Genomic DNA, 25,834 nt, shown 5'->3' on the forward strand with positions numbered 1-25,834 from the left:
GATCCAACCAGAGCTGCCCAGGAAGCCCACCGGCTAACCGGCTTTTCGACGCCAGCGCGGTCCGCCGGACACGCGGTGGCGGTTCAGGAGGCCGGCACCGGCTCGCCGCGCTGCCGGGCCACGTGCTCGACCAAGGAGATCAACACCAGCTTGCCGGACTGTCGGTCCCGGGCGTCGCAGAGCACCATCGGCACGTCCGGGTCCAGGTCGAGCGCTCGGCGTACGGTCTCCAGGTCGAAGCGACGGGTGTCCTCGAAACAGTTCACCCCCACCACGAACGGGATGCCACGCTGCTCGAAGTAGTCGATCGACGGGAAGGAGTCGGCCAGCCGCCGGGTGTCGGCGAGCACCACCGCGCCGAGCGCGCCGAAGGCCAGCTCGTCCCAGAGGAACCAGAACCGGTCCTGGCCGGGGGTGCCGAACAGGTACACCTGGAGGTCGTCGTTGATGGTGATCCGGCCGAAGTCCATCGCGACGGTGGTGGTCGTCTTGCCCTCCACCCCCGAGAGGTCGTCGGTGCCGATGCCGGCGTCGGTCAGCACCTCCTCGGTCTGCAACGGCCGGACCTCGCTCAACGCGCTCACCAGCGTCGTCTTGCCGGCGCCGAAGCCCCCCGCGATGAGGATCTTCAGTGCCAGCGGAACGGTGAGGGCTGAGCCCGCATGGTCATAGCGCACGGAGTCCACTGACCACCGCCTTGAGGATGTCGTCGTTGGGAAGATCGCGGCTGGCCGGCGGCTCGTGCACCGCGACCAGGCCCTGCGCGAGGAGGTCGCCCAGCAGCACCCGGATCACACCGATCGCGAGGTCCAGCTCGGCCGCCAGCTCGGCCACCGACACCGGGTGACTGGCCAACGCGACCAACCGCCGGTGCTCCGGCGGCAACTGCGGCTGGGCCGCCGGGTCGAGGTCCGCGGCGGCCAACACGAACGCGACCAGGTCGAAGCCACCGGCGGCGGAGCGCACCCGGCCGCCGGTGAGCGTGTAAGGGCGGACCACCGGGCCCGCGTCGCCGTCCAGCCACTCGTGCTGGGGGCCGGGCGGCTCAGTCCGCATCACCGGCGTCCGCGGACGGTCGGGCCGACGCGGTCAGGTTCTCCCCCACACGAATGACCAGCATCGCCATCTCGTACGCGACCAGGCCGATGTCCGCGTCCGCGTCACTCACCACGGCCAGGCAGGCGCCCTGGCCGGCGGTGGTGACGAAGAGGTACGCCGATTCCATCTCCACCACGGTCTGCCGGACCGGGCCACCGTCCACGTGGTGGCTCGCGCCCCGGGCCAGGCTGGAGAAGCCGGCGGCGAGCGCGCAGAGGTGCTCGGCGTCGGCGCGCTCCAACTCGGCCGAGGAGCCGAGCAGTAGTCCGTCGGCGGAGAGCACGACCGCCTCCCGGGCGGCCGGCACCCGCTGCACCAGCTCGTCGAGCAACCAGTCGAGGCTGGCGCTCTGCTTCGTCGTTTCCCGCACTAGGCGTCCCTCTCAGTCGCTGTCGGATCGAAGGCCTTCGGGGGCGCGGAGGATCCCGAATCGGCAGCGGACCCGGTCTCGGGGGCCGCCGCGGATCGCTGAGCCGGGACCGCCGTCGGCGCAGCGGCCGGGATCGCCGGCGCTGCGGAGGGCGGGGGCGTGGGAACGCGGGTCGGGGCCGCCGGGGCGACCACGGTCGCCCGACCCCGGGCGGTGCCGGCCTGCAGCGACGCCATCACCCGGCGTACCTCCTCCGGCGAGCGGGGCGACGGCGTGTCGGCGGCGGTGGGCCGGGGCAGGGCGTTGGGAGTACGTCGCCGTACCCGCCGGGGCAGCCCCTCCAGGTCGTCCGCCGTCCCGTCGGAGGGCGGCTCGTCCGTGGTGGCTGGCAGGTCGGACGTCGGCCCAGTGGGCAGGACGAGGGTGGGCGGGTCACTGGTGACGACCGGGGCCGAGGTGGTACGACCGGCGCGGGACCGGGGCGCCGTCGTCCGGCGTACGGGTCGGGCCAGTCGCCGGTCACCGGGCGCGGCGGCGAGCGAGGCCGGGTCGGGGCCGGCCGGTGGCTCGACGGTGACCAGGTCGGTGGGGATCAGCACCACGGCGGTGACGCCGCCGTCCTCGGGCGATCGCAGTCGCACGCGTACGGAGTGCCGCGCCGCCAGCCGGGCCACCACGAACAGACCGAGGCGGGCGCTCTGCGCCGGATCGAACTCGGGCGAGCTGGTCAGCCGGGTGTTGGCGTTCTCGAGCGCGGTGGCGGACATGCCCAGGCCCTGATCGGTGACCGACAGGACGTACCCGTCGGCGACCTGCTCCCCGGTGATGGTCACCCGCGTGTCCGGCGGAGAGAAGGCGGTGGCGTTCTCGACCAGCTCGGCGAGCAGGTGGATGATGTCGCCCACCGCCCGGCCCAGCACACCGGCCGGCTGCACGACGGTGATGTCCACCCGGTCGTACGCCTCGACCTCGCTGATCGCCCCGCGGACCAGGTCGACCATCGCGACCGGGTTACGCCACCCCCGGCCCGGCGCGGAGCCGGCCAGGATGACCAGGTCCTCGGCGTGCCGGCGGAGCCGGGTGGCCAGGTGGTCCACCTGGAACAGCTCGGCCAGCTCGTCCGGGTCCTCGGCGCGTCGCTCCATCCGGTCCAGCAGGTGCAACTGCCGGTGCACCAGGCCCTGGCTGCGACGGGCGATGTTGAGGAACACCTCGTTGAGCCCCCGGCGCAGGGTGACCTCGTCCACGGCTGCCTGGACGGCGGTGCGCTGCACCTCGGTGAAGGCCCGCCCGACCTCGCCGATCTCGTCGTGGCCGTACTCCAGGGGCGGCGCCTCCCGGGCGACGTCGACGTGCTCGCCGCGACGCAGCCGCGCGACCACGTCGGGCAGCCGGTGCTCGGCCAGTTCGAGGGCGGCGGTACGGACTCCGCTCAGCCGCCGGACCAGGGTGCGGCCGACCCGCAGCGCCACCAGCACCGAGACCACCACGGCGACGAGACCGAGCACCCCGGCGGCGGCGAGCCGGACCAGGATCCCGACCGCCATCGGCACCGAGCGGTCGGTGAGGTTGTCGGCCTCGGCCAGCTCGAAGTCGCGCAACTCCTGCTGCACGGCGTCGTGGCTGGCCTGCCACACGGCGGCGTCCACCGGTGGCCGACCGGACCGGTTGGCGCCGATCAGCGCGTCCTGCATGGCCCGCAGGCTGGTGAAGTCGGGACTCTCGGTGAGCCGCTGGTATGCGGTGCGCCCGGCCTCGGGCAGGTCGGCCACCGCGCTCTCGGTGAGCCATCGCTGGTTGCCGATGGTCTGCACGAGCAGCGCGTGCTCCCCATTGGCGAACTTCCCGGCGGTCAGCACACCGGCCAGCATCGCGTCGGTCTGGCCCAGCAGCTCGCGGGACCGGCCCAGCGTGGTGAGGGCCAGCGCCTGCCGGTTGATGGCGGGGTCGCTCAGGCTCGCCATGGCGGAGAACGCCTGGAAGGCCGCCGAGACCATGCCGCTGTAGAGGCCGATCGCGCCCGTGCGGTCCATCATCCCGTCGTCGATGAAGTCCCGTCCGGTCGGTAGCGCCGCCAGGGCGGTGACCAGCCGGTCGACGCGGTCCTCCAGCAGATCGTCGGCGGCGGAGCGCAACGCCTCCCCGTCGACCCGGCGACGCAGCTCGGCGACCGCCCGGTCGGTACGCAGGCGCTGCTCGGCCAATGCGGGCAGTTCGGTGTCGCCGGCGAGCTGCACCACCGAGAGGCGACGCTCGCGTTGCAGCTCGGTGACCACCGCCTCGCCGGGTCGGCCCAGGTCGTAGAGGAGGGTACGCGCGGAGAGCAGGTTCAGGGCGGGCCCGAAGGTCAACGTCGTCGCGAAGATCCACAGCGCGAGGAGCGCGGTCACCGGCGCGACGACCAATGCGGTCAGCTTCGAGCGGATAGGCCAGTCGCGGGTTTTCATCAGACCTCGCCCGTCAAGGGTGGCAGGAGGGGCGCCGGCACCGCCGGGCAGCGCGCTCGCCGGTCGCGTACCCGGTCGTCGGGCCGGGCACCGGCGCGCGCGCCTTGGGCAGGATACGTAATCACGCCCGGTTGCACTACCGCCGTCGGACGGCGTCCGGGCTGCGGAGCGCGCCCCCGTGAGTACGGCAGGCGCCCCGCTGTCGCGCCCCCCGGGGCGCTGGTGCTGGGCGGGAAAGGATCAGACGTTGCCGGCGATGCCGTACGACGGGGGCCAATCCACCCACGCGGACTATCTGGAATGAGTCAGGTTTCTGTCAGCTACCGCCACGCCGGACCGCGATCGGCGAGGAAAGTCCCCCGGATCGGGATTGGCGATCAGTACCCGGAGGGAATACCAGATGACGAAGGAGGAGCCCATGTCGCCCACGCAGATAGTCGTCATCGTGCTCGTCGTGCTGGTGATCATCGCGGCGATCGCTGTGGCCGTCCGGACGATCGGCCGTCGCCGCGCGCTGCAGAGCCGGTTCGGACCGGAGTACGACCGGGTGGTGCAGGAGCAGGAGAGCCGGTCCGCCGCGGAGCGTGAGCTACGCGACCGGGAGCGCCGGCACGCCGAGCTCACGCTCACCCCGCTCAGCCCGGAGTCGCGAGCGCGGTACGCCGCCGCCTGGGAGGAGCTCCAGATCCGCTTCATCGACTCGCCGGGTGAGACCGTGGGCGACGCGGACGAACTGGTCACCCGCCTCATCGAGGAGCAGGGCTACCCGACCGGTGACTTCTCCGACCAGATCGCCCACCTCTCCGTCGAGCACGCCCGCACCCTGACCAACTACCGGGACGCGCACGAGATCCACCTGCGCAACTCGCGGGGTGAGGCGACCACCGAGGAGCTGCGTCAGGCGGTCGTGCACTACCGGGCCCTCTTCGCCGACCTGCTCGGCGAGGAGCCCGTCGGTCAGCGCACGCCCGAACAGCGTTCCCACCCGGACACTCCGCACGACGCCACGAGCCGCTGAGGAGGCCACCGATGCGCCACGAAGAGCAGCAGGTGAGCAACGACCATCCGGAGGCCGTCCGGTCCGCGCCGGTGCCGGTCCCGCCGACCGGTGACCGGGCCGCCCACTCGGACGTACCCGAGGACGCCCTGGACGACCGGGGCACCTTCGACGATCCGACCATCGGCGACGAGCGGAGCGCCGACGACGTCCCGACCACCGACCGCGAGCGGACCAACGGCACCGATCCGGACGTCCGGCATGACCGGGTCGACGACGAGGAGGGCTTCCACGAGCCGGGTCCGCTGCCGACCGCGTTCGGCGCGACCACGGTCGCCGACGCGGTGGCCGCGTCCGCCCTGGCCAGCCCGCGTCCGCAGGACCAGCCCGACCCGCGGGCCGAGCGGACGGCCGCGCCGGGCGACGGCGCCGAGGACGGCGAGCGGGAGGGCCTGCGTGCCGACCCGACCGCCGAACTGCACCGCCGCGACGACTTCGCGGAGACCGACGGCGACACGACACCGGACACCGACGAGGCCGCCGACCTGGACATCGACGACCGACGGGACCGGACCGACACCGCGCGAACCGTCGTCGTGCCCGGGAGCACCGAGGGCGCGCCGGAGCGCCGAAGCGACCTGACCGACTGGGCCGGCGATCCGGACGCGGCCGCGGCGGGCGCGGCCGGCTACGGCAGCGCGTCGCCGGAGCTGGTGGACCCGGACGCGGACGGCGAACCGGTCGCCACCGAGGGCGCCGCAACCGCACTGGAGTCGGCCGGCACCTCGCGACCCGCCGGTTCGACCGTCGCCACCGACGCGGCCACGCTCCTGGACGGGGACACCGCACAGGGTTTCCGGGACCGCTGGCGGGACGTGCAACTGCGGTTCGTCGACGATCCGCACGCCGCAGCGGGCGAGGCGCAGGCCCTGGTCGAGGAGGCCATCCAGGCACTCGCCTCGGCGCTCGCGGCGCAGAAGAACACGCTGGGCGGCTGGCAGGACGCCGGCTCGGCGGACACCGAGCAACTGCGCATGGCGGTCCGTAACTACCGGGACTTCCTGGACCGCGTCCTGGGTCGCTGATCCAACGGAGCACGGGGCGCTCGGCCGAAACCGGCCGGGCGCCCTTTCGCATCCGGGGCCGGCCGGGCTGGGCCGGTCAGCCCCCTTTGCTCTGCTTCACCATAGGCAACACCCGATGTAACGGGTACCGGACGCGGGCTGTTTCCTCGGCTGAAGCAGAGCAAAGGGCCCACACCGAGGTGCCGCACCGACGCCGCTTGGTAGGGCCGGAAGGTCGCGGACCAGACAGGAAGGCGTAAAGGTCCGCGGACGGGGTAATAGGGCGCGCGCATCGAATGCGGTGCCCACGTCGGACGAGGGGTGACGAGATGGACGGCGGCGGCCTCCGGCTCAACATGAATGGGCTGGACTACCTGATCCTCGCGCTGTACTTCGTCACCGTCCTCGGGGTCGGCTTCGCCGCCCGCCGGGCGATCCGGACCAGCGTCGACTTCTTCCTCTCCGGCCGTTCCCTGCCGGCCTGGGTGACCGGCCTCGCCTTCGTCTCGGCGAACCTCGGGGCACTGGAGATCATCGGCATGGCGGCCAACGGCGCCCAGTACGGCGTCATGACGGTCCACTACTACTGGATCGGCGCGGTGCCGGCGATGGTCTTCCTGGGCATCGTGATGATGCCCTTCTACTACGGCTCCAAGGTCCGCAGCGTCCCCGAGTACCTGCGGTTGCGCTTCAACCGGCCGACGCACCTGCTGAACGCGCTCAGCTTCGCCGTCGCCCAGGTGCTGATCGCCGGCGTGAACCTCTACGCGCTGGCCCTGGTCATGCAGGCGCTGCTCGGTTGGCCGCTCTGGACGGCGATCGTGGTGGGCGCGGCGATCGTGCTGGCGTACATCACCATCGGTGGCCTGTCCGGAGCCATCTACAACGAGGTGCTCCAGTTCTTCGTCATCCTGGCCGGCCTCATCCCGGTCACCGTGATCGGTCTGGTCAAGGTCGGCGGCGTGAGTGGGCTGATGGACGCGGTCCGCGACTCGAAACTCGGCGAGGCCGGTCTGCACGCCTGGCAGGACACCGGCAGCACCGACAACCCCCTCGGCGCGCAGTGGATCGGCATCGTCTTCGGCCTCGGTTTCGTGCTCTCGTTCGGCTACTGGACGACGAACTTCGCCGAGGTGCAGCGGGCCCTGTCGGCCAAGAACATGAGCGCCGCCCGGCGGACGCCGATCATCGCCGCGTACCCGAAGCTCTTCATCCCGCTGGTCACGATCATCCCGGGCCTGGTCGCCCTGGTGACGGTCAAGGGCCTCGGCGCGGAGAGCGGCGACCTGCAGTACAACAACGCCATCCCGCTGCTGATGCGGGACCTGCTGCCCAATGGCGTGCTCGGTGTGGCGGTCACCGGCCTGCTCGCGTCGTTCATGGCCGGCATGGCGGCCAACGTGAGCGGCTTCAACACCGTCTTCACCTACGACATCTGGCAGTCGTACGTACGCCGGGGCCGGTCCGACGAGTACTACCTGCGGATCGGCCGGTGGGCGACCGTCGCGGCCGTGGTGATCGGCATCGGGACGGCGTTCATCGCCTCCGGGTTCAGCAACATCATGAACTACATCCAGGCGCTCTTCTCCCTGTTCAACGCGCCGCTGTTCGCCACCTTCATCATCGGCATGTTCTGGAAGCGGATGAGCGCCCTCGCGGGCTTCTGGTCGTTGCTGCTCGGCACCCTGGCGTCGCTGGCGACGTACCTGCTCTACAAGGGCGGCGTCATCGGCTTCAACTCCGACCTGGAGGAGAGCTTCTGGGGCGCCGGCATCGCGTTCGTCACCGTGGCGGTGGTCGCCGCCATCCTCACTCCGCTCACCGCGCCCAAGCGCGACGAGGAGCTGCGCGGACTGGTCTACGGGATGGGCGGCGTCGACCTGAAGGGCGACGTGCTCGCCGGGGACGCCGTCTGGTACCGCTCCCCCGTGCTGCTCGGCCTGGTCGCGGTCGCGCTGGCCGCACTCTTCTACATCCCGGTCTTCTAGGAAAGGAGTCGGCAGATGAGCAACGACGGCCAGCCGGCGCAGGACCCGCTGATCGACGAGACACAGTCGGAGGAGCGTCGCTCCGCCGCCGCCCGTCTGTTCGACATCCGTCGGGTGATCGGTGGGCTCTTCGTGGCGTACGGGATCATCGTGACGCTGATCGGCATCTTCGACAGTCGAGCCGAGATCGACAAGGCCGAGGGCGTCCGCATCAACCTGTGGGCCGGCCTGGCGATGCTCGCCTTCGGGCTGATCATGCTCCTCTGGCAGTGGCTGCGGCCGGCGGAGGCGCCGTCCGCGAACGAGGCGCAGTCCGACCACTGAACCCCGGTCCGCCGCCGGCGCCGTCCACCGGGACGGCGCCGGCGCCGCGCATGGGCACCCGCGCACGGGGTACGCGACGGGGATCAGGCACCGTGTCGGACACAGGAGGCAGCACCATGACCGATCGCGACCGCCGACCGCTGGAGGAGAGCCCGCAAACGGCCGCTGCGGTGGACGACGACAGCACCGTCCCGGAGCTGCGGACCGGGGGTGGCCCCGACCGCGACACGCCGACCTTCACCGAACCCCGCGAGCGGCAGCCGGACCTTGCCCCGGACATCGACGACCTGATCGGCGACCCGTACGGCGCCGGGACCGGCGCGACCGGGACGGGCACCGGCGCGGGCGGCGACAACATCCGTACCGGCGCCGAGCAGCCCTGGGAACCGGAGGACCTGGTGATGGCCCGTGGGCAGGACCTCACCCCGGAGAACCTGGAGAAGGCCCGTCGCGACCTGGCCGAACACGGCCGCGCTGCGATCGAACGCACGGTGCCCTGACCTCGGACCGACGCGGAAAAGGGGGGTCCCCGGCCCGACCGTGTTGGTCGGACCGGGGACCCCGGGGAAACCTGCCCCCGGCAGTGCCTCACCTACTGCCGGAGGCGGGTTGGCGCGTGAGCTACCCGATCAGAGCGCCGGGTAGGCGTTCTGCATCAGCTCCCGGAACTGAGCCGAGAACCACGCTCCGGAGATCGGCGCGTTCCCCAGCGCCCCGGTCGGGTTGTTGCCGTTGCGGGCGTTACCGCCGTACGTCGGGTCGCACATCCGGTCGAAGCCCTTGCCCTCGTTGTTCGGGATCTCCGAGCTGGAGCCGTCCGACTCACCCGGAGGCTTCACCCAGACGTAGGCGTCGATGCCCGTCGCCGGGTTCGCCCGCGGCCGCTCGCCGAGACCCGCGCCGGCCTGGTTGCACCAGTTACCGGCGTGCGCCCGGCGGTCGACCCGGCCACCGTTGACGTACGTGTCGACGCTGGTCGTCGCGCCCGGGCCGGTGGGCCGGTTGGCGCCGCCCCAGCCGTTGCGGGACGTGTCGATCAGCATGCCGATGTTGGAGTTGAAGCCCAACGACACCAGCTTGGTCCGGAACGCCTGGGCGAAGGACAGCTCGTCGACGTAGTAGTTCCAGTCGATCCACTTGGACTGCCGGACCGTCTGGCCGTTCACGTTGTCGGTGACCTTGAAGTACGGCTCCGTGAGCGCCGAGTAGTTGGCGGTGTTGGTGATGAAGCCGTGCACGTTGTTGACCGTGCTGCCGGACGCGACAGCCGCGGTCTTCAGGATCTCGGCGGACGGGTTGAAGTTGCTGTCCCAACCGAGCCAGCCGTGGTGCCCGGCGTCGATGTAGTTGTAGACGTTGCCGATCGCGCCCAGCTTGGCGAGGGCGTAGCCGACACCGTTGACGTACGCGCCGTTGGCCTTGACCGTGTCACACATGACCGTGCCGCCGGCCTGGCCGGACGTGTTGGTCACCAGGTTCGGCAGCGAGTCGATCTCGATGATGTTGATGATCCGGATGTTCCGGTACTTCGAGTCGCCCTGGATCGCGGCGATCGGGTCGATGTACTCGGACTTGTACCGGGGCAGCTCGTCCGGGCCCAGCTCACCGTTGGAGGCGAGCGCCGAGCAGTCGCGGCCGGGCAGGTTGTAGATGACGAACTGGATGTAACCGGCGCCCTGGCGCAGCGCCTCGTCCAGGTGGTCCTTCACCCCGAAGGCGCCGTTGGAGCTGCTGTTCGGCGTGCCGTTGATCGCGGCGATCCGGTCCAGCCACACGGCGGTGGGGTTGTTCGAGACGCGGCTACCGCCGGGCTCGGCGTCCGCCTTGGCCTTCCACTCCGGGTTCACGTACCCGGGCACACCGGCGTACGGGTTGTCGACCTTCACACCGGGGGGCGGGGTGGTCGGCGGCGGCCCCGTCGTGGGCGGCGGGGTCGTGGGGGGAGGAGTGGTGGGCGGCGGCGTGGTCGGCGGAGGCGTGGTGGGCGGCGGGGTGGTCGGGTTGCCGGTGCCACCGTTGCAGACCACACCGTTCAGGGTGAACGAGGTCGGCTTCGGGTTGCTGCCGCTCCACGCTCCGTTGAACCCGAGGGTCGTCGAGGCGCCGGTCGCGAGGGTGCCGTTGTAGGACATGCTGCGAGCGGTGACCTGGCTGCCGGACTGGGTGTACGTGGCCGACCAGCCCTGCTGCACGCGCTGGCTGGAGTTGGGGAAGGTCCAGCCCAGCGTCCAACCGTTGACCGGGTCGCCGAGGTTCTTGATGGTGATGTTGGCGGTGAAGCCACCCTGCCAGTCATTGGTCGTGTACGCGATGTCGCACTGCGTCGCGGCCTGCGCCGCGGTGACCGGGATCGTCACCAGCCCGCCGGCGACCAGAACGCCCGCGCCGGCGAGCGCGAGGGTCCGGCGGGGGCCGGACAGCCTTCTCCACACATTCATGCCACTGATCTCCTTGGGCGAGACCGGGCCCGCGTACGGCCCGGCGAGACGGCCCGGCGGGCGTCCTGCACGGACGGCCTCCGGCGCCACGGGATTCTTTGGGGGGTGCCCGACCCGGACGGGCGGTGGTGGTTGGTGGTGATTGGCCGGCGCGTGGCCGACCGATCGGCGGCCGGTTGTCGTCCGGTGAACCGGATGCCCTCGACGCCCCGCCTGCGCGGTGTGGCTCCCCCGAACCGCGTGCGCCGATTCTTACATGGGAGCGCTTCCATGGCAATGGCTCGATGCGCCGCCGCCCTCAACTCGGACGATACCCCCGAGGTGGCGCGGGCAGCACCAGCCGTCTGTTATCGGTCGAGCCCGACTGCTAGCGCGCGGTGGGTCGGGAATGCCGCGACCGACCCGGCCGGGCGCTGAGCGCCCGGCGTGGCACGGCGGGCAGAGAAAGCCGCGTATCACTCCTTCGCCTCTTACCACCAGCAAAGGTCAAAACGCGAATCTTTCACTTCATAGGTCATGAAACGGTCTAACGTCGGTCTTAGCTCGGTTGTCGCCGGGCTCAGGACAACAGGGATGGAGTGACGCAGGTCATGGCTAAGAAGATGCTCGGGAAGGTCGTTGCGGGCGCCGCCCTCGGTGGCGCGTCCCTCCTGGTGTTCGCGCCGGGGATCGCGTTCGCTGACGGTCACCACGACGAGGACGGCAAGGTCTACGCCAAGCCGCACATCGTGAAGGCCGGCGACGAGGTCAAGCTCCTCGAGATCTGCCCGGATCGCCAGGAGCACGCCTACGTGTGGTCCAAGGTCACCGGCAAGGTCAAGCTCAAGCCGGCGCGCGACGACCGAGGCGAGGACCGCGGCGAGTGGAGCGAGGAGGACGACTCCTACGACCACGACGACAAGGGCAAGGACGAGCACGGCAAGGACGACGAGGGCAAGGACGAGCACGGCAAGGACGACAAGGGCAAGGACCACGAAGGCAAGGGCGACGAAGGCAAGGACGACAAGGGCAAGGACGACAAGGGCAAGGGCGAGCACGGCGACGCCCAGCCCGGCGGCCAGGGCGGTGGCGCTGCCGCCGACGCCGTTGAGGACGAGGACAGCAAGGACTGGAAGGGCGAGGAGCACGGCCAGGACGCCCAGGACGACGAGGGCAAGAAGGACTGGGAGTCCAAGGACGAAGGCAAGAAGGACTGGGAGTCCAAGGACGAGGACAAGAAGGACTGGGAGTCCAAGGACGAGGACAAGAAGGACTGGGAGTCCAAGGGCCACGACTACGGCTCGGACGACGAGTACGGCTCGGACAAGGGCTGGGAGTCCAAGGGCCACGACTCCGAGGACAGCGGCTACGGCTCCGACGACGAGTACGGCTCGGACAAGGGCTGGGAGTCCAAGGGCCACGACTCCGAGGACAACGGCTACGGCTCCGACGACGAGTACGGCTCCGACAAGAGCTGGGAGTCCAAGGGCCACGACTCCGAGGACAACGGCTACGGCTCGGACAAGGGCTGGGAGTCCAAGGGCCACGAGTCCGAGGACAGCGGCTACGGCTCGGACAAGGGCTGGGACAAGGGCGGCCGCGACGACGAGCGCGAGTTCGTCTACTACGGCGAGGCCAAGGTCGACAAGGACGCCAAGCCGGGTCGCTACGAGCTCAAGGGCTCGTGCGGCGAGGGCGAACTGGTCGTCCTGCCCCACGGCGGGGTCGACGGTGGTGACGGCGGCGTCAGCACCGGAACCGACCGTGGCCTGGCCACCGGCGGCGCGAGCCTGCTCGGCGCTGCCGCGCTCGGCGGGATCGTGCTGATGCGTCGTCGGCGGACCGATGGTTCGCTCGCCTGACGTGACGGCGACACCGGCCGGCGGCCGTCACGGGAGACCGTGGCGCGCCGCCGGCGCGGCCGTCGTCGTCACTCTCGCCATGATCGGCGCGGGGATGATCGGCGCCTCGTTGCAGAACACACCCGCTCCCCGACCCCCACAGCCGCTGGCCCAGGCCGGCCCCGAGGTCACCGGGTCGGCGGTCCCCGACAGCGACATCCCGCCCGTCGAGGGTGAAGCCGCGCCGACCGCTCTGACCCGGTCCGCTCCGACCACCATCGAGATCCCCCGGATCGGCGTCGACGCGACGATCATGTCGCTCGGCACCAACCCGGACGGCACCGTCCAGGTCCCCCCGCTTGAGCAGGCCGACCAGGCCGGTTGGTACGAGCCGGGCGCCAGCCCCGGTGAGACCGGTAACGCGGTCATCGTCGGGCACGTGGACTCGGCGAAGCTCGGCCCGGCCGTCTTCTTCGACCTCGGCGCGCTCGTGCCCGGTGACACGATCACCGTGCGGCGGGCGGATGGTCAGCCGGCGACGTTCCGGGTCGACTCGGTGAAGTCGTACCCGAAGACGTCCTTCCCCACGGAGCTGGTGTACGGGCCGAACGACCGGCCTGGCCTGCGGGTGGTGACGTGCGGCGGCCAGTTCGACGAGACCGTGCGCAGTTACCCCGACAACGTGGTCGTCTTCGCCACCCTGGCGGCGTGACCGACCGGTACACCAAGCGGTCCGGCCGGTCGGGATGACCCGACCGGCCGGACCGCGTCCGGCGTAGCGACTCAGACGGCGGCGGAGGTCCGAACCAGGGTGCGGATCTGGCGTAGCAGCACGGACAGTGCAGCGAGATCCGCCCGCGACTCGTCGAACTCCCCCATCGCCTGGCGAGCGCGGTGGATCGACGTGGCGTTCGACTGCTCCCACTGCTGCACCCGCTCGTGCGGCGGCAACTCGTCCCCGGTGGAGTCGAGCACCTCGGCGGTGAGCGCGGCCAACGCGGCGTACAGGTCGTAGCGCAGCGCCATCCGCGCGAGGGTCTGCCAGCGGTCCTCCCGTGGCAGCAGGGAGATCTTCGACAGCAGCGAATCCACCCGGAACAGGTCGGAGAGCACGAAGTAGACCGAGGCCACCTCGCCGACGTCCCGTCGGCTACGCGTCGCCGTCTCCACCACGTCCAGCAGACCGAAGCTGTACATCAGCCTGGTCGCCTGCTCCGCCAGGTCGCGGGGCAGCCCACGCTCGGTCATCGAGTCGATGTGCGCCGCGATGGCCTGCCGCTCGCCGCCGTAGAACAGCTCCTCCAGACCCGGCAGGAGCCGGGCCACCCCGTCGCGCAGCCGGGCGATCTCGGTGGGCACGTCGATCGGCGAGCGCCGGTTGGTGACCAGCCAGCGCACGGCCCGGTCGAGCAGCCGACGGGTGTCCAGGTAGACGCTGGTCTGCAACTCCGGCGAGACCTTGTTGTCCAGCGCCTCCACCGCGTCCCAGAGGTCACGCAGTCCGAACACCTCACGGACCACCACGTACGCCCGGATCACGTCGGCGGCGCTGGCGGCGGTCTCCTCGACGACCCGGAAGACGAACGAGATGCCGCCCCGGTTGATCGCCTCGTTGACCAGCACGGTGGTGACGATGTCGCGCCGCAGCCGGTGCCGGCCCATCCGGTCGGCGAACCGCTCACGCATGGGCGTCGGGAAGTAGTTGACCAGGACCTCGGACGTCCACTCCTCGTCGGCCAACCCGTCGGTGAGGATCTCCCGCTCAAGGACGATCTTCACGTACGCGAGCAGCACGGCGAACTCCGGCGCGGTCAGCCCGGACTCGCTGCGTACCGCCAGCTCCTCGTCCGGCGGCAGCGCCTCCAGCGACCGGTCCAACGCGCCGGACCGCTCCAACTCGTTGATCATCCGACGATGCACCGGGAGCAGCGACGCCGCCTGCGCCTGGGCGTTGTTGATCGCCCGAGCCTGGTCGTAGTTGTCGCGCAGCACCAGCTCGGCGACCTCGTCGGTCATCCCGGCCAACAGCTCGTCCCGCTCGGCGGTGGTCAGCTCGCCGTCGGCCACCGCGGTGTTCAGCAGGATCTTGATGTTCACCTCGTGGTCGGAGGTGTCCACACCGGCCGCGTTGTCGATGAAGTCGGTGTAGATCCGACCACCGGTCAGCGCGTACTCGATCCGACCGAGCTGGGTCCAGCCCAGGTTGCCGCCCTCGCCCGCCACCCGGCAGCGCAGGCTCCGCCCGTCCACCCGGATCGCGTCGTTGGACTTGTCGCCCACCTCGGCGTTGGTCTGGCTGGAGGCCTTGACGTACGTGCCGATGCCGCCGTTCCAGAACAGGTCCACTTCAGCGGTGACGATCGCCTTCATCAGGTCCTGCGGCGAGATCTGCGTGACGTCGTCGTCGAGGCCGATCGCCGCCCGGACCTGCGGCGTGACCGGAATCGACTTCGCGGTACGCGGGAAGATGCCGCCCCCGGCCGAGATCAGCTCCTCGTTGTAGTCCTCCCAGGAGGAGCGGGGCAGGTCGAACAGCCGCCTACGCTCCGCGTACGAGGTGGCGGCGTCCGGGTCCGGGTCCAGGAAGATGTGCCGGTGGTCGAACGCGGCCACCAGCCGGATGTGCTCGGAGAGCAGCATCCCGTTGCCGAACACGTCGCCGGACATGTCGCCGACGCCCACCACCGTGAAGTCCTGGGTCTGGGTGTCCAGGCCCAGCTCCCGGAAGTGCCGCTTCACGGACTCCCAGGCGCCACGGGCGGTGATGCCCATCTTCTTGTGGTCGTACCCGGCCGAACCGCCGGAGGCGAACGCGTCGCCCATCCAGAAGTTGTGCGCCAGCGAGATCTCGTTGGCGATGTCCGAGAACGTCGCCGTGCCCTTGTCCGCCGCGACCACCAGGTACGGGTCGTCGCCGTCGTGCCGGACCACGTCGTCGGGCGGCACGATCTGCCCGCTGACGATGTTGTCGGTGACGTCGAGCATCGCGCCGACGAACTCCTGGTAGCAGGCGACCGCCTCGTCCCGGTCCCCCGGCTTCTGCTTCAGCACGAAGCCGCCCTTGGCGCCCACCGGCACGATCACCGTGTTCTTCACCATCTGCGCCTTGACCAGGCCCAGCACCTCGGTCCGGAAGTCCTCCCGACGGTCGGACCAGCGCAACCCGCCCCGGGCCACCGGCCCGAACCGCAGGTGCACGCCCTCGAACCGGGGCGAGTACACGAAGATCTCGAACTTCGGTCGGGGCGCTGGCAGGTCCGGGATGGCCTGCGGATCCAGCTTGAACGCCACGTACGCCTTCGGCCGCCCGCCGACCGGCTTCTGGTAGAAGCTGGTCCGCAGGGTCGCCTCGATCAGCGTCAGGTACGAGCGCAGGATCCGGTCCTGGTCGAGGCTCGCCACGTCGTCCAGCGCGCCCCGGATGGTCTCCACCAGCTCGCCGCTGCGCTGCTGCCGCTGCTCGGCGCTCAGGTCACCCGGCGCGAACCGGGTCTCGAACAGCTCCACCAACAGGCTGGCGAGCTTCGGGTACGCGATGAAGGTCTGCTCCATGTAGTCCTGCGAGAAGACCGTGCCGGCCTGCCGCAGATACTTCGCGTACGCCCGCAGCACCACCACCTGTCGCCAGGTCAGTCCGGCGCGCAGCACCAACTCGTTGAACCGGTCCACCTCGGCCTCGCCGCGCCAGGCCGCCGCGAACGCGTTCTCCACGTGCGGACGGACCTCGGCCAGCTCGTGGTGCCCCTCGGGCAGCATCAGGCCGAAGTCGTACAGGTAGACCCGACCGTCGATCCGGTCCACCTCGTACGGGTGCTCGTCGACCACCCGTACGCCGAGCGAGTGCAGCACGGGCAGCACGGCGGAGAGCATCATCGGCTCCCCGTACCGGTAGACCTTGAACCGCACGTTCATGTCGTCGATCAGGTCGGCGCCCGGTACGCGGGTGCCCGGCCGGGGCGCGAGCTGCTTGCGGAACAGGTGCATCTCGAGCTGGCCGGGCTCCTCCAGCAGCTCCAGCTTGGCCAGGTCCTTCATCGCCTCGTACGGCGTGTGCCCGTCCTTGTAGCCCTCCGGGAACGCGTCGGCGTACCGGGTGAACAGGTGCTTGGCCTGCTCGTCGCCGAGCTTGCGCTCCAGCACCAGCCGGTAGTCGTCGTCCCAGAGTCGGGTCGCGTCGGCCAGCTCCTCGGCCAAGAGGTCGGCGTCGATCTCGCCGGGCGGCCGGGTCGGGTCGGTACGGACGATGAAGTGGATCCGGGCGAGCATCGACTCGGTGACCCGGGTCGTGTAGTCCACCCCGACACCGTTGAGCTCGCGCAGCAGGATGTCCTGCATGCGCAGCCGGTTCTGCGTCGTGAACCGGTCGCGGGGGAGGTAGATCAGACAGGAGATGAACCGCCCGTACGCGTCGCGGCGCAGGAACACCCGCAACTGCCGGCGGCCCGCCATCCGCAGCACGCCGATCACCGCGTGGTACAGGTCGTCGGTCTTGATCTGGAACAGCTCGTCGCGCGGGTAGGTCTCCAGGATCTGGAGCAGGTCCTTGCCGGAGTGGCTGCGCCGGCTCAGGCCGGAACGGTCGAGCACCTCGGCGACCTTGCGTCGCACCACCGGCAGCTCCCGGACGCTGGTCCGGTACGCGGCGGTGGAGAACAGCCCCAGGAAACGTCGCTCGCCGATGACCTCGCCGGCCTCGTTGAAGATCTTGAAGCCGATGTAGTCCAGGTACGCCGAGCGGTGCACGGTGGCCCGCGAGTTGGCCTTGGTGATGATGAGGAGGCGCTTCTCCAGCACCTTCTCGTGTGCCTCGGGCGTCATCGAGGCCAGCGACCGGGCATCCGGGGAGTCCGAGCGCAGGATGCCCAGCCCGGTGCCGAGCACCGCTTCGAGGGCCTTGCCGTCCACCGGGTCCGCGCGGTTTCCGTCGGGGGCGTCGACCAGGCGGTACTCGCGGTAGCCGAGGAACGTGAAGTGGTCGTGCGCGAGCCAGCGCAGCAGCTCCACCGAGTCGGTGATGTCCTTCTCCGGCACGGGCGGGCGGTTCTCCGAGGTACGGGCCGAGGCCAGCTCGTCGGCGAGCGCGAGGGCCCGCTGACGCATCTTCGGCCAGTCCTCCACGGCCTCCCGTACGTCGGTGAGCACCCGTTGCAGCTCACGCCGCAACCGGTCCCGCTCGGCCGCGTCCCGGACCGGGTCGATCTCGATCCGCATCCAGCTCTCGACGATGTCACCGGCGATCGCGTCGTCCGGTTCCACGTCCGCCGAGACCTCGGTGAGCTGGCCCAGCGGCTCGCGCCGGACCACCACCAGCGGGTGTACCAGCAGGTGTACGTCCAGGTGGTACGAGTTGAGCAGCGCGGTCACCGAGTCGACCAGGAACGGCATGTCGTCGGTGACGATCTCGACGACGGTGTGGTGCTGGTCGGCGTGCGGCTCGTGGATGCGCAGCTTCAACTCGCCGGGCACCCGCTGCTGCGCGAGGTCCCGGTGCGCCCGGGCCGCGTCGAGCATCTCCTCCGCCGTGAAGCCGACCAGCTCCTCGTCCGGGGCGAACCGCCAGAAACGGCCGACCAGGGTCGCCGCGTCATGGTCGTCCCCGGCGAGCGCGACGGCCTGGGCCACCAGCCGCTCCGCGTTGGGTACGGGTTCGTCGAGCTCCGCGTCCTCCACGTCGTCGGTCAACGCCTCGGTGGGCAGACCCAGATCGTAGATGGTGTCGATGCTCGACCCGGTCAGCCCTGTGACGCCGGTGTCGAGCCGGCCGTAGCCGTCCCCGTCGGTCGCCGAATCGAAGCTGTCCTCGTCCCGCCCGGAGTCATCCGGTCGGAGGTCGGGTTCCGGTTTGATCGCCGGACGCCGGTCCATCGGTGCCACTCCCCTCGACCCACCGCGTTGTGGGTCACTCTGCCGCCCAGCCTAGGCCTGCCGTTTGCCGCCTTCGTCGGCGGACCACTGGCGGGACGTCCGGATCGGGACTTCGTCCTTTCACCCGTTGCGGGTCCGAGGTTGGCCGGTTGCGGGATACCCCGCCGCGCGATGTTCATCACACCGGCCCGGTCCGTCTTTCCGCACGTCGAGGACTTCCCGGGACGTTGGGGACAGCGTTCGCGTACTACCGTGCAGAGCAGCACGAGATCGGAAGGACCGCTTCATGACCTTGTCCTACCCCCGCCCAAACCGGTCGAACCGCGCTCGCCGGGTGGCCGCGCTCACCGCGTCCCTGCTCACCGCCGGTGTGCTGGCGGCGTGCTCCGGAGACGACGGCCCGGAGCGCACCGCCGACGCCTTCCTCGCCGGTTGGCGCAGCGGCGACCTGCAGGCGGTCGCCATGGTCGACTCGACCGGCGCGAAGACACCGGCGGCCGAGGTGAGCAAGGAGATCAAGGAGCTGTCCGGCGAGCTGGCGACCACCCCGCCCGCTCTGACCCGGCAGGGCGAGCCGAAGGTCACCAAGAACATCGCGACCACCACCATCAGGGTGGACTGGACGCTGCCGGGCCAGACCCACTGGACGTACGACCGGGAGCTGCGGCTCATCCAGGGCGACGACGACCAGTGGCGGGTGATGTGGGAGCCGCGGGTCCTGCACGAGCAGCTCACCAGGGGCGACCGGCTGGCGCTGCGCCGCGATGCCGGCCCGCGTGCCGGCGTGCTGGACGCGGCGGGCACGCCGATCGTGTCACCGCGGCCGATCGTGCGGGTGGGCGTGCAGCCCAACCAGGTCACCGACATCAAGAAGCTGGTCAAGGATCTCGACGCCGCCTTCAAGGCGATCCGTCCGGCTCTGGTCCCCGGCGTCGACCTGGCCGACCTTCCCAAGCGGGTGGCCGAGGCCGATCCGGGCGCGTTCGTCGAGGTGGTGACGCTACGCGAGGACGCGTACAAGCAGATCAAACCTCGCATCTACGACCTGCCCGGCACGAAGTTCATCTCCGACAAGCTCGACCTCGCACCCACCCGGGAGTTCGCCCGCGCGCTGCTCGGCACGGTCGACCAGGCGCAGGCCGACGACCTCGCCGCCCACCCCGACAGGTACGTCGCCGGCGACCTCGTCGGACACGGTGGCCTGCAGGGCCGCTACGACGAGCGGTTGCGCGGCGCCCCCGGGCTGACCGTCCTGGTCGAGCGGCCCACCGAGGACGGCAAGCTCGCCCCCACCGGCACCGAGTTGTTCCGCCGCGAACCCCAGCCGGGCCAGGCGCTGAAGACCACCCTGGACGTGGCCACCCAGAACGCGGCCGACGGGGCACTGCGCGCGGAGCCGCGTCGCTCCGCGCTGGTCGCGGTACGGGTCAGCGACGGCGCGGTACTCGCCGCCGCGAACGGTCCCGGCCCGGCCGGCGAGAACCTGGCGTTCGGCGCACAGGTGCCGCCGGGCTCCACCTTCAAGATGGTGAGCGCGCTGGGCCTGCTGGACCGGGGGGCGGTCACTCTGGACGGCCCGGTGGAGTGCAAGAAGACCTTCACCGTCGACGGCCGGTCCTTCAAGAACTCGGACAACTTCGAGTTGGGCTCGGTGCCGTTCCGCACCGACTTCGCGAAGTCCTGCAACACGGCCTTCGCCTCGCTGGCGCCGAAGCTCGGCGGCGACGGGCTGGCCGCCGCCGGCCGGTCCCTGGGGCTGGAGGGGCAGTGGGACCTCGGCGTGGATGCCTTCACCGGCAAGGTCTCCACCGGCGGCAGCCCCGCCGAGCAGGCCGCCGCGTCGTTCGGCCAGGGCACCACGCTGGTCAGCCCCCTGGCCATGGCCGGTGCCACGGCGGCCGTCGCCCGGGGCCGCTTCGAGCAGCCGAAACTGCTGGTCGACCCGGCGCCGGCCAAGCCGGCCCCGCCCGGCGAGCAGCTCAAGCCCGAGTCCGTGACGGCGCTGCGCACGATGATGCGCGAGGTGGTCACCACCGGCACCGCCAGCGCGCTCAAGGACGTTCCGGGCGGCGAGGTGTACGGCAAGACCGGCACCGCCGAGTTCGACGACAACCCGGCCCACACGCACGCCTGGTTCGTGGGCTGGCGGGGTGACGTCGCGTTCGCCGTGTTCGTGGAGAAGGGCGGCGCCAGCACCGCCTCGGCCGTCCCGATCGCCGAACGCTTCCTCCGCGCGCTCCCCACCTCCTGACCCACCCGACCCGTGATCCACTCGGTTTCGCTGAAACCGGGGCGTCCAAGCCGTCCGGACACCCCGGTTTCGCTGATACCGAGTGGATCACGGGTCGGGTGGCCGCGAGCGGGTCAGGCGGTGTCGGTCTGGGGCCCTTCGGGTGCGTTCTGGGCCGGCGGGGAGGGCCGCCGCAGCAGACCCGGGCCGGCCGACGCGGGCGGACCGACCGGCTCCCGCTCGGCCGTGGCCGCGATCTGCGCCGCAAGGCCCGACGGCTCGACCGAACCCGCGATCTGCGCCGCAAGGCCCGACGGCTCGACCGTGCCCGCAACCTGCGCCGCAAGGCCCGACGACGCCGCAAGGCCCGACGACTCGGCCGAACCCGCGATCTGCGCCGCGAGGCCCGACGGCGCCGCAAGGCCCGACGGCTCGGACGGGGACCGGTCGCGGATCACGCCTGGCTCGGCTTCCGCAGTGACCTCGTCGGCCGCCTCACTCCTCGACACCGGGATGCGGGAGGAGCCGAGGCCGGGAGAGGCCGCGCCCGAGGTGTCATCCTCGTCGAGGCCCTCGCCGTCGAACTCATCGAACCGGGCGGTGTCCGCCACGGTGCCCGCACCGCGATCAGGGCCGGCAGACCCCGGCACCCCCGCGGCACGATCAAACCCGGCGGGCCCGCCGTGGCGCTCGGCACGGTCGAACCGTCCGGCGGCGGTCGTCCGCTCGGTGGCACGTCGCGCGGCGGGCGTGGGCCGGGGCGAGAGCAGCCGCGGCGGCATCGCCTCCGGGGCGCTGACGGGTGCCAGACCGGCGACCACGGTGTTGACGATCTCGGCGGCGTACGAGCCGTCCGGGTCGTAGTCGGGGTCGAAGACGGTCAGTTCGACGCCGAGGCAGTGTGGTGTGTCGACCAGGCCGGCGAGCAGGATCTCCAGTTCGGCGAAGGCGATGCCGCCCGGGTCGGGGGCGTCGACGGCCGGCATCACCGCTGGGTCGAGAACGTCGACGTCGATGTGCACCCAGTAGCCCGCACAGTCGGCGAGCTGCTCGTGTGCCCACTGGGCCGTCCGGGCGGCGCCCTCGGCGCGCAGCGCGGGGACGGGGCGGGTGGTGATGCCGGCGGCCTGGAGGTCGAGGCGGTACTCGTCCTGCGCACGGATGCCGAGCACCACCACGTCGATGTCGCGGAAGTACGGCCGGCGACCCTCCAACGCGGCCAGGTCGGCCTGCCCGCGCCCGGTGACCAGGGCCAGGTCCTCCCCGGCGGCCGCGCCGACGTAGGAGGCGTTGCCGGGGTGCCGGAAGTCGGAGTGCCCGTCGACGAAGACCAGTCCGATCCGCCCGCCGACCGCCTCACCGAGGCGGTGCATGGCGAGCGCGGAACCGAGCAGCACGGAACAGTCGCCGCCCAGCACCACCGGGAACTCGCCCCGGTCGATGATCGAGCCGATCCGCTCGGCGAGCGCGAGCGAGTAGTCGGCGATCTCCCGGGCGTGGCACACACCGTCCCCGGGTCGCCAGTCACCGGGGTCGTACCGGGGTGCGGTGAGGCACCCGGCGTCGCGGGCCCGCAGCCGGGCCAGCAGGTCGTGGTCGCGCAGCGCGCCGGGCGCCTTGGCGCAGCCCGGCACGGAGGTGGACGTCGGCGGTCGCAGGCCGAGGTTTGTCGGCGCGTCGAGGACGGCGATCCGGCGCATCATGAGCTCCCGTCCCCGGTGGTCGGGCGGGCCGGCGAACGCCGGCCCGCGCTGGCGTACTACGCACTCACAGTCGTGCTGCGGACTCAGAACAGGGCGCTGGCCAGTGCCCTACGGGCCGAGGCGACCGCCGGATCGTCCGGGCCGGCGATGGAGAAGAGCGACACGAGGTGCTGGCGGACCGTCTCGCGGTCCTCGCCGGCGGTGCGCCGGACCAGGCCGACGAGGCGGGCGTACGCCTGCTCGGCCAGCCCGCTGAGCACCTCGATGTCGGCGGCCAGCAGTTGGGCCGCGACGTCGTCGGGGGCGGTCTCGGCGGCGGCCAGCGCGGCGGCCGGGTCGGCGCCCGCCACCCGGCGTGCCACGCCGACCTGGGCGAGGCCCGCCGTGGCCGCGGCGTCCGCGGGGGCGTCGGCGAGGATCTTGCGGTACGCCTGCTCGGCGGCGTCCAGGTCGCCGCTCATGAGCGCGTCGTCCGCCTCGTCGAGGCGCGGGTCCTCCGGCTCGGCGACGGTCACGCCGCCGGCCTTGAGAACGGCCTGGATCCACTGGCGGAGCTGGGCCTCGGGCACCACACCGGAGAAGGCGTCGATCGGCTGGCCGCCGACGACCGCGTAGACCGTCGGGACGCCCTGGACCCGGAACATCTGGGCGATCCGCGGGTTTTCCTGCACGTCGACCCGGGCCAGCAACCAGGTGCCGCCGCCCTCCGCTGCCAGCCGCTCGAGCACCGGGGCGAACTCGTCGCTCTCGGGGAAGCCGGCCGCGCCGAAGAAGACGATGACGGGCATGGCCATCGACTGCTCGAGCACCGCGGACTGGATGGTCGCTTCGGTGACGTCGACGATGGAGGCGTTGTCGGCGGTCGGTGCACCCGGTGTGCCGGCGGACGGGCCGCCCTGCGGGGGTGCGCCGGGGCGGGTACCGGCTGGTGCGGGGCCACGCAGCGTGCTGAGGTCGACCGCGCCGCGGGTGAAGATCGACGAGGTGATCCGTGGGTCGCTCATGGTTACCTAGTCTCGCACGTGGGCCCGCATTCCCGGCTCACCCACAACTCCAACGTCGCAACTCTCACGCCTATCGGACAACGCGAAACGGCCCCCCGTTCCCCGCCTCGCCGATCTTGCACTTTCGGTTGCCGCTATGTCACTTTTGCGGCTTATGCCGCGACAGAAACCGCAAGATCGACGGGGTGAGGGGCCGGGGGGTCAGAAGCGGGCGGGTTCGCGGTAGGTGCCCCACTCGGCTCTCAGGGCGTCACAGATCTCGCCCAGCGTGGCCTCGGCGCGGACGGCGTCGAGCATGGCGGGGATCATGTTGCCGTCGGTGCGGCTGACCTCGACCATCCGGGTCACCGCCGCGCGCACCGCGGCCTCGTCCCGCGCGCTCTTGCGCTCGGCGAGCACCCGGCGCTGCTCCAGCTCCACCTCGTGCGAGATGCGCAGGATCTCCAGTTCCTTGGCGACCGTGCCGGTGTGGCGGTTGACGCCGACGATCTTCTTGTCGCCCTTCTCCAGGGCCTGCTGGTAGACGAACGCCGACTCGGCGATGTGTCCGGTGAACCAGCCGTCCTCGATGCCGCGCAGGATGCCCGAGGTCATCGGACCGATCTGGTGCGGACCCTCCCCGCCGAGCTGGCGGATGCGGGCGAAGATCTCCTCCGCCTCAGCCTCGATCTTGTCGGTCAGCGCCTCGACGTACCAGGAGCCGCCGAGCGGGTCGGCCACGTTGACCACGCCGGTCTCCTCCATCAGCACCTGCTGCGTCCGCAGGGCGATCTCGGCGGACTCGTCGGTGGGCAGCGCGAGGGTCTCGTCCAGGGCGTTGGTGTGCAGCGAGTTGGTGCCGCCGAGCACCGCGGCGAGCGCCTCGACGGCCGTACGCACGACGTTGTTGACCGGTTGCTGCGCGGTCAGCGACACTCCGGCGGTCTGCGTGTGAAAGCGCAGCCACAGCGCCTTCTCGCTGGTCGCGCCGTAGACCTCGCGCAGCCAGCGGGCCCAGATCCGGCGGGCGGCGCGGAACTTGGCGATCTCCTCGAAGAAGTCGAGGTGCGAGTCGAAGAAGAAGCTCAGCCCGGGGGCGAACACGTTCACGTCGAGCCCGCGCGAGAGACCCAGCTCGACGTAGCCGAAGCCGTCGGCGAGGGTGTACGCCAGCTCCTGCGCGGCGGTCGAGCCGGCCTCGCGGATGTGGTAGCCGGAGACCGACAGCGGCTTGTAGCGCGGGATCTCGGCCGCGCAGTACTCCATCAGGTCGCCGATCAGGCGCAGGTGCGGCTCGGGGTCGAACAGCCACTCCTTCTGCGCGATGTACTCCTTGAAGATGTCGGTCTGCAACGTGCCGTCCAGCGTGGACAGGTCGGCGCCCTGCCGCTCGGCGGCGACCAGGTACATGCAGAACACCGGCACGGCCGGGCCGGAGATCGTCATCGAGGTGGTGACGCCGGCCAGGTCGATGCCGTCGAAGAGCGCCTCCATGTCGGTGGCGGTGTCGATGGCGACGCCGCAGTGCCCGACCTCGCCGAGCGACTGCGGGTCGTCCGAGTCGCGGCCCATCAGCGTCGGCATGTCGAACGCGACCGAGAGGCCGCCCCCGCCGGCGCCGAGGATCATCTTGTAGCGCTCGTTGGTCTGCTGGGCGTTGCCGAAGCCGGCGAACTGCCGGATCGTCCAGGTCCGACCGCGGTAGCCGGTGGGATACAGACCCCGGGTGTACGGGTACTCGCCCGGCCAGCCGATGCGCTCGAAGCCCGGGTAGGAGGTCCCCTCGGGCGGCCCGTAGACCGGATCGACCGTCATCCCGGAGAGCGTGGTGAAGTCGGCGTCCCGCTTGCGCGCGGAGTCGTACCGGGCCTGCCAGCGTGCCCGTCCGGCGGCGATCTCGTCGGCGTCCATGCGCGGGGCTCCTCCTCGATTCCTCGACCAGCACACCGAGTGTAGAGCCCTTGCCTGAACGATCGCTAAGTCACGTCGTACCGGCGGGTAACCAGGCAGTCCACGGTCAGACGGCGGCGCCCGGCTGGTTCATCTCGATGTCGTCCACCGTGACGTTGACCTGCGTGACCGACAGGCCGTACTTCTCCACCGCCTCGATGACCGCGGCCCGCACCGCCTCGGTCACGTCGGCCACGACGGAACCGGCGTCGATCACCAGGACCACGTTGACGACGGCCGAGGTGCCCTTCACGTCGGCCGAGACGCCCCGGCGGGCGTCGCCCACCTCGTCCAGGCCGACCTTGTCGAGCACGCTGTTGAAGAACCGGGCCACGTCACCGCCGAGGTCGGCGACACCGGGAACCGCGCGAGCGGCCGCACCGGCGATCTTCTCCACCACCTCGTCGGACACCGACGTCACACCCCGGGCCACGCCCGTCGTCGGCTGCGTCGTGCCGGCGTTCTCCACCGCGTCCGTCATGCTCACGTCTCCCCTGGTCCCGGTGCACTCTGGACCGACCTGATCGGCGGTCCGCCGCGTGGCAGCTCGCTGCCGG

Annotated in this window: 17 protein-coding genes and 1 pseudogene; 8 read left to right on the forward strand and 10 right to left on the reverse strand. The window is 71.1% G+C overall.

Annotation, left to right across the window (positions count from 1 at the left end; genetic code table 11):
• Positions 1 to 83: 83 nt before the first annotated feature.
• From ACIA3K_RS25930 to ACIA3K_RS25945, 4 genes are read right to left on the reverse strand one after another with little or no spacing between them, the layout of a single operon-like run.
• Entirely contained in the window at positions 84 to 686 is a 603-nt protein-coding gene (locus tag ACIA3K_RS25930; RefSeq protein ID WP_396804270.1) for a GTP-binding protein, read from the reverse strand.
• Positions 667 to 1,056: a DUF742 domain-containing protein gene (locus ACIA3K_RS25935; protein ID WP_396804271.1), complete on the reverse strand. Its 390-nt coding sequence runs from the start codon at positions 1,054 to 1,056 to the stop codon at positions 667 to 669. Before ACIA3K_RS25935 ends, ACIA3K_RS25930 begins: the two co-directional genes overlap by 20 nt.
• The gene (locus tag ACIA3K_RS25940; protein WP_396804272.1) at positions 1,046 to 1,468 is read right to left on the reverse strand and encodes a roadblock/LC7 domain-containing protein; all 423 of its coding nucleotides are present in this window, start codon (positions 1,466 to 1,468) and stop codon (positions 1,046 to 1,048) included. Before ACIA3K_RS25940 ends, ACIA3K_RS25935 begins: the two co-directional genes overlap by 11 nt.
• Positions 1,468 to 3,915 carry a nitrate- and nitrite sensing domain-containing protein gene (locus tag ACIA3K_RS25945; RefSeq protein ID WP_396804273.1) on the reverse strand — a complete coding sequence of 816 codons (2,448 nt, stop codon included), beginning with the start codon at positions 3,913 to 3,915 and terminating at the stop codon, positions 1,468 to 1,470. The genes ACIA3K_RS25940 and ACIA3K_RS25945 overlap by 1 nt, the downstream gene beginning before the upstream one ends.
• A 418-nt stretch (positions 3,916 to 4,333) precedes the next feature.
• Here ACIA3K_RS25945 and ACIA3K_RS25950 point away from each other — a divergent pair, with 418 nt between their 5' ends.
• The 5 genes from ACIA3K_RS25950 to ACIA3K_RS25970 all read left to right on the forward strand — a co-directional run bounded on the left by ACIA3K_RS25950 (position 4,334) and on the right by ACIA3K_RS25970 (position 8,788).
• Complete coding sequence (locus ACIA3K_RS25950; RefSeq protein ID WP_357174805.1) at positions 4,334 to 4,933, forward strand: hypothetical protein; 600 nt, start codon at positions 4,334 to 4,336, stop codon at positions 4,931 to 4,933.
• A gap of 11 nt (positions 4,934 to 4,944) precedes the next feature.
• Positions 4,945 to 5,997: a hypothetical protein gene (locus tag ACIA3K_RS25955; protein ID WP_396804274.1), complete on the forward strand. Its 1,053-nt coding sequence runs from the start codon at positions 4,945 to 4,947 to the stop codon at positions 5,995 to 5,997.
• Between the two features lie 308 nt (positions 5,998 to 6,305).
• On the forward strand, positions 6,306 to 7,964 hold the full coding sequence (locus tag ACIA3K_RS25960; protein WP_396804275.1) for a sodium:solute symporter family protein: 1,659 nt from the start codon (positions 6,306 to 6,308) through the stop codon (positions 7,962 to 7,964).
• A 15-nt stretch (positions 7,965 to 7,979) separates the two neighbouring features.
• Positions 7,980 to 8,288, forward strand: coding sequence for a hypothetical protein (locus ACIA3K_RS25965; RefSeq protein ID WP_396804276.1), 309 nt, complete (start codon positions 7,980 to 7,982; stop codon positions 8,286 to 8,288).
• Between the two features lie 116 nt (positions 8,289 to 8,404).
• Complete coding sequence (locus tag ACIA3K_RS25970; RefSeq protein ID WP_396804277.1) at positions 8,405 to 8,788, forward strand: hypothetical protein; 384 nt, start codon at positions 8,405 to 8,407, stop codon at positions 8,786 to 8,788.
• Between the two features lie 129 nt (positions 8,789 to 8,917).
• Here the strand turns inward: ACIA3K_RS25970 and ACIA3K_RS25975 are convergent, their stop codons facing one another.
• Positions 8,918 to 10,726 (reverse strand): glycoside hydrolase family 6 protein, encoded by a 1,809-nt coding sequence (locus ACIA3K_RS25975; protein ID WP_396804278.1) that lies wholly within the window; start codon positions 10,724 to 10,726, stop codon positions 8,918 to 8,920.
• A 590-nt stretch (positions 10,727 to 11,316) separates the two neighbouring features.
• On the opposite strand from ACIA3K_RS25975, the gene ACIA3K_RS25980 reads away from it, so the two are divergent.
• On the forward strand, positions 11,317 to 12,567 hold the full coding sequence (locus tag ACIA3K_RS25980) for a hypothetical protein (protein WP_396804279.1): 1,251 nt from the start codon (positions 11,317 to 11,319) through the stop codon (positions 12,565 to 12,567).
• Between the two features lies 1 nt (position 12,568).
• Positions 12,569 to 13,258, forward strand: coding sequence for a class F sortase (locus ACIA3K_RS25985; RefSeq protein ID WP_396804280.1), 690 nt, complete (start codon positions 12,569 to 12,571; stop codon positions 13,256 to 13,258).
• A 71-nt stretch (positions 13,259 to 13,329) separates the two neighbouring features.
• Here ACIA3K_RS25985 and ACIA3K_RS25990 read toward each other — a convergent pair whose 3' ends face one another.
• Entirely contained in the window at positions 13,330 to 18,411 is a 5,082-nt protein-coding gene (locus ACIA3K_RS25990) for an NAD-glutamate dehydrogenase (protein ID WP_396804281.1), read from the reverse strand.
• 286 nt (positions 18,412 to 18,697) lie between these two features.
• Between ACIA3K_RS25990 and ACIA3K_RS25995 the strand changes: the two genes are divergently transcribed.
• Positions 18,698 to 20,662 carry a penicillin-binding transpeptidase domain-containing protein gene (locus ACIA3K_RS25995; RefSeq protein WP_396804282.1) on the forward strand — a complete coding sequence of 655 codons (1,965 nt, stop codon included), beginning with the start codon at positions 18,698 to 18,700 and terminating at the stop codon, positions 20,660 to 20,662.
• A 512-nt stretch (positions 20,663 to 21,174) separates the two neighbouring features.
• Here the strand turns inward: ACIA3K_RS25995 and ACIA3K_RS26000 are convergent.
• The 4 genes and pseudogenes from ACIA3K_RS26000 to ACIA3K_RS26015 all read right to left on the reverse strand — a co-directional run.
• A pseudogene (locus ACIA3K_RS26000) lies at positions 21,175 to 22,344 on the reverse strand (arginase family protein); the annotation flags it as partial.
• A gap of 83 nt (positions 22,345 to 22,427) precedes the next feature.
• Positions 22,428 to 23,348: a tetratricopeptide repeat protein gene (locus tag ACIA3K_RS26005; protein WP_396804283.1), complete on the reverse strand. Its 921-nt coding sequence runs from the start codon at positions 23,346 to 23,348 to the stop codon at positions 22,428 to 22,430.
• 201 nt (positions 23,349 to 23,549) lie between these two features.
• Entirely contained in the window at positions 23,550 to 25,238 is a 1,689-nt protein-coding gene (locus ACIA3K_RS26010; RefSeq protein ID WP_396804284.1) for a methylmalonyl-CoA mutase, read from the reverse strand.
• A 106-nt stretch (positions 25,239 to 25,344) separates the two neighbouring features.
• Positions 25,345 to 25,758 carry an Asp23/Gls24 family envelope stress response protein gene (locus tag ACIA3K_RS26015; RefSeq protein ID WP_396804285.1) on the reverse strand — a complete coding sequence of 138 codons (414 nt, stop codon included), beginning with the start codon at positions 25,756 to 25,758 and terminating at the stop codon, positions 25,345 to 25,347.
• Positions 25,759 to 25,834: the final 76 nt, after the last annotated feature.

Source organism: Micromonospora sp. NPDC051543, assembly GCF_044454415.1.
Taxonomy (GTDB): domain Bacteria; phylum Actinomycetota; class Actinomycetes; order Mycobacteriales; family Micromonosporaceae; genus Micromonospora.

Bases quoted from the DNA above. Each gene is read 5' to 3' on its own strand.
- ACIA3K_RS25935 (WP_396804271.1), bottom strand. From the start codon at position 1,056: ATGCGGACTGAGCCGCCCGGCCCCCAGCACGAGTGGCTGGACGGCGAC.
- ACIA3K_RS25945 (WP_396804273.1), bottom strand. From the start codon at position 3,915: ATGAAAACCCGCGACTGGCCTATCCGCTCGAAGCTGACCGCATTGGTC.
- ACIA3K_RS25950 (WP_357174805.1), top strand. From the start codon at position 4,334: ATGTCGCCCACGCAGATAGTCGTCATCGTGCTCGTCGTGCTGGTGATC.
- ACIA3K_RS25955 (WP_396804274.1), top strand. From the start codon at position 4,945: ATGCGCCACGAAGAGCAGCAGGTGAGCAACGACCATCCGGAGGCCGTC.
- ACIA3K_RS25960 (WP_396804275.1), top strand. From the start codon at position 6,306: ATGGACGGCGGCGGCCTCCGGCTCAACATGAATGGGCTGGACTACCTG.
- ACIA3K_RS25965 (WP_396804276.1), top strand. From the start codon at position 7,980: ATGAGCAACGACGGCCAGCCGGCGCAGGACCCGCTGATCGACGAGACA.
- ACIA3K_RS25970 (WP_396804277.1), top strand. From the start codon at position 8,405: ATGACCGATCGCGACCGCCGACCGCTGGAGGAGAGCCCGCAAACGGCC.
- ACIA3K_RS25975 (WP_396804278.1), bottom strand. From the start codon at position 10,726: ATGAATGTGTGGAGAAGGCTGTCCGGCCCCCGCCGGACCCTCGCGCTC.
- ACIA3K_RS25980 (WP_396804279.1), top strand. From the start codon at position 11,317: ATGGCTAAGAAGATGCTCGGGAAGGTCGTTGCGGGCGCCGCCCTCGGT.
- ACIA3K_RS25990 (WP_396804281.1), bottom strand. From the start codon at position 18,411: ATGGACCGGCGTCCGGCGATCAAACCGGAACCCGACCTCCGACCGGAT.
- ACIA3K_RS25995 (WP_396804282.1), top strand. From the start codon at position 18,698: ATGACCTTGTCCTACCCCCGCCCAAACCGGTCGAACCGCGCTCGCCGG.
- ACIA3K_RS26005 (WP_396804283.1), bottom strand. From the start codon at position 23,348: ATGAGCGACCCACGGATCACCTCGTCGATCTTCACCCGCGGCGCGGTC.
- ACIA3K_RS26010 (WP_396804284.1), bottom strand. From the start codon at position 25,238: ATGGACGCCGACGAGATCGCCGCCGGACGGGCACGCTGGCAGGCCCGG.
- ACIA3K_RS26015 (WP_396804285.1), bottom strand. From the start codon at position 25,758: ATGACGGACGCGGTGGAGAACGCCGGCACGACGCAGCCGACGACGGGC.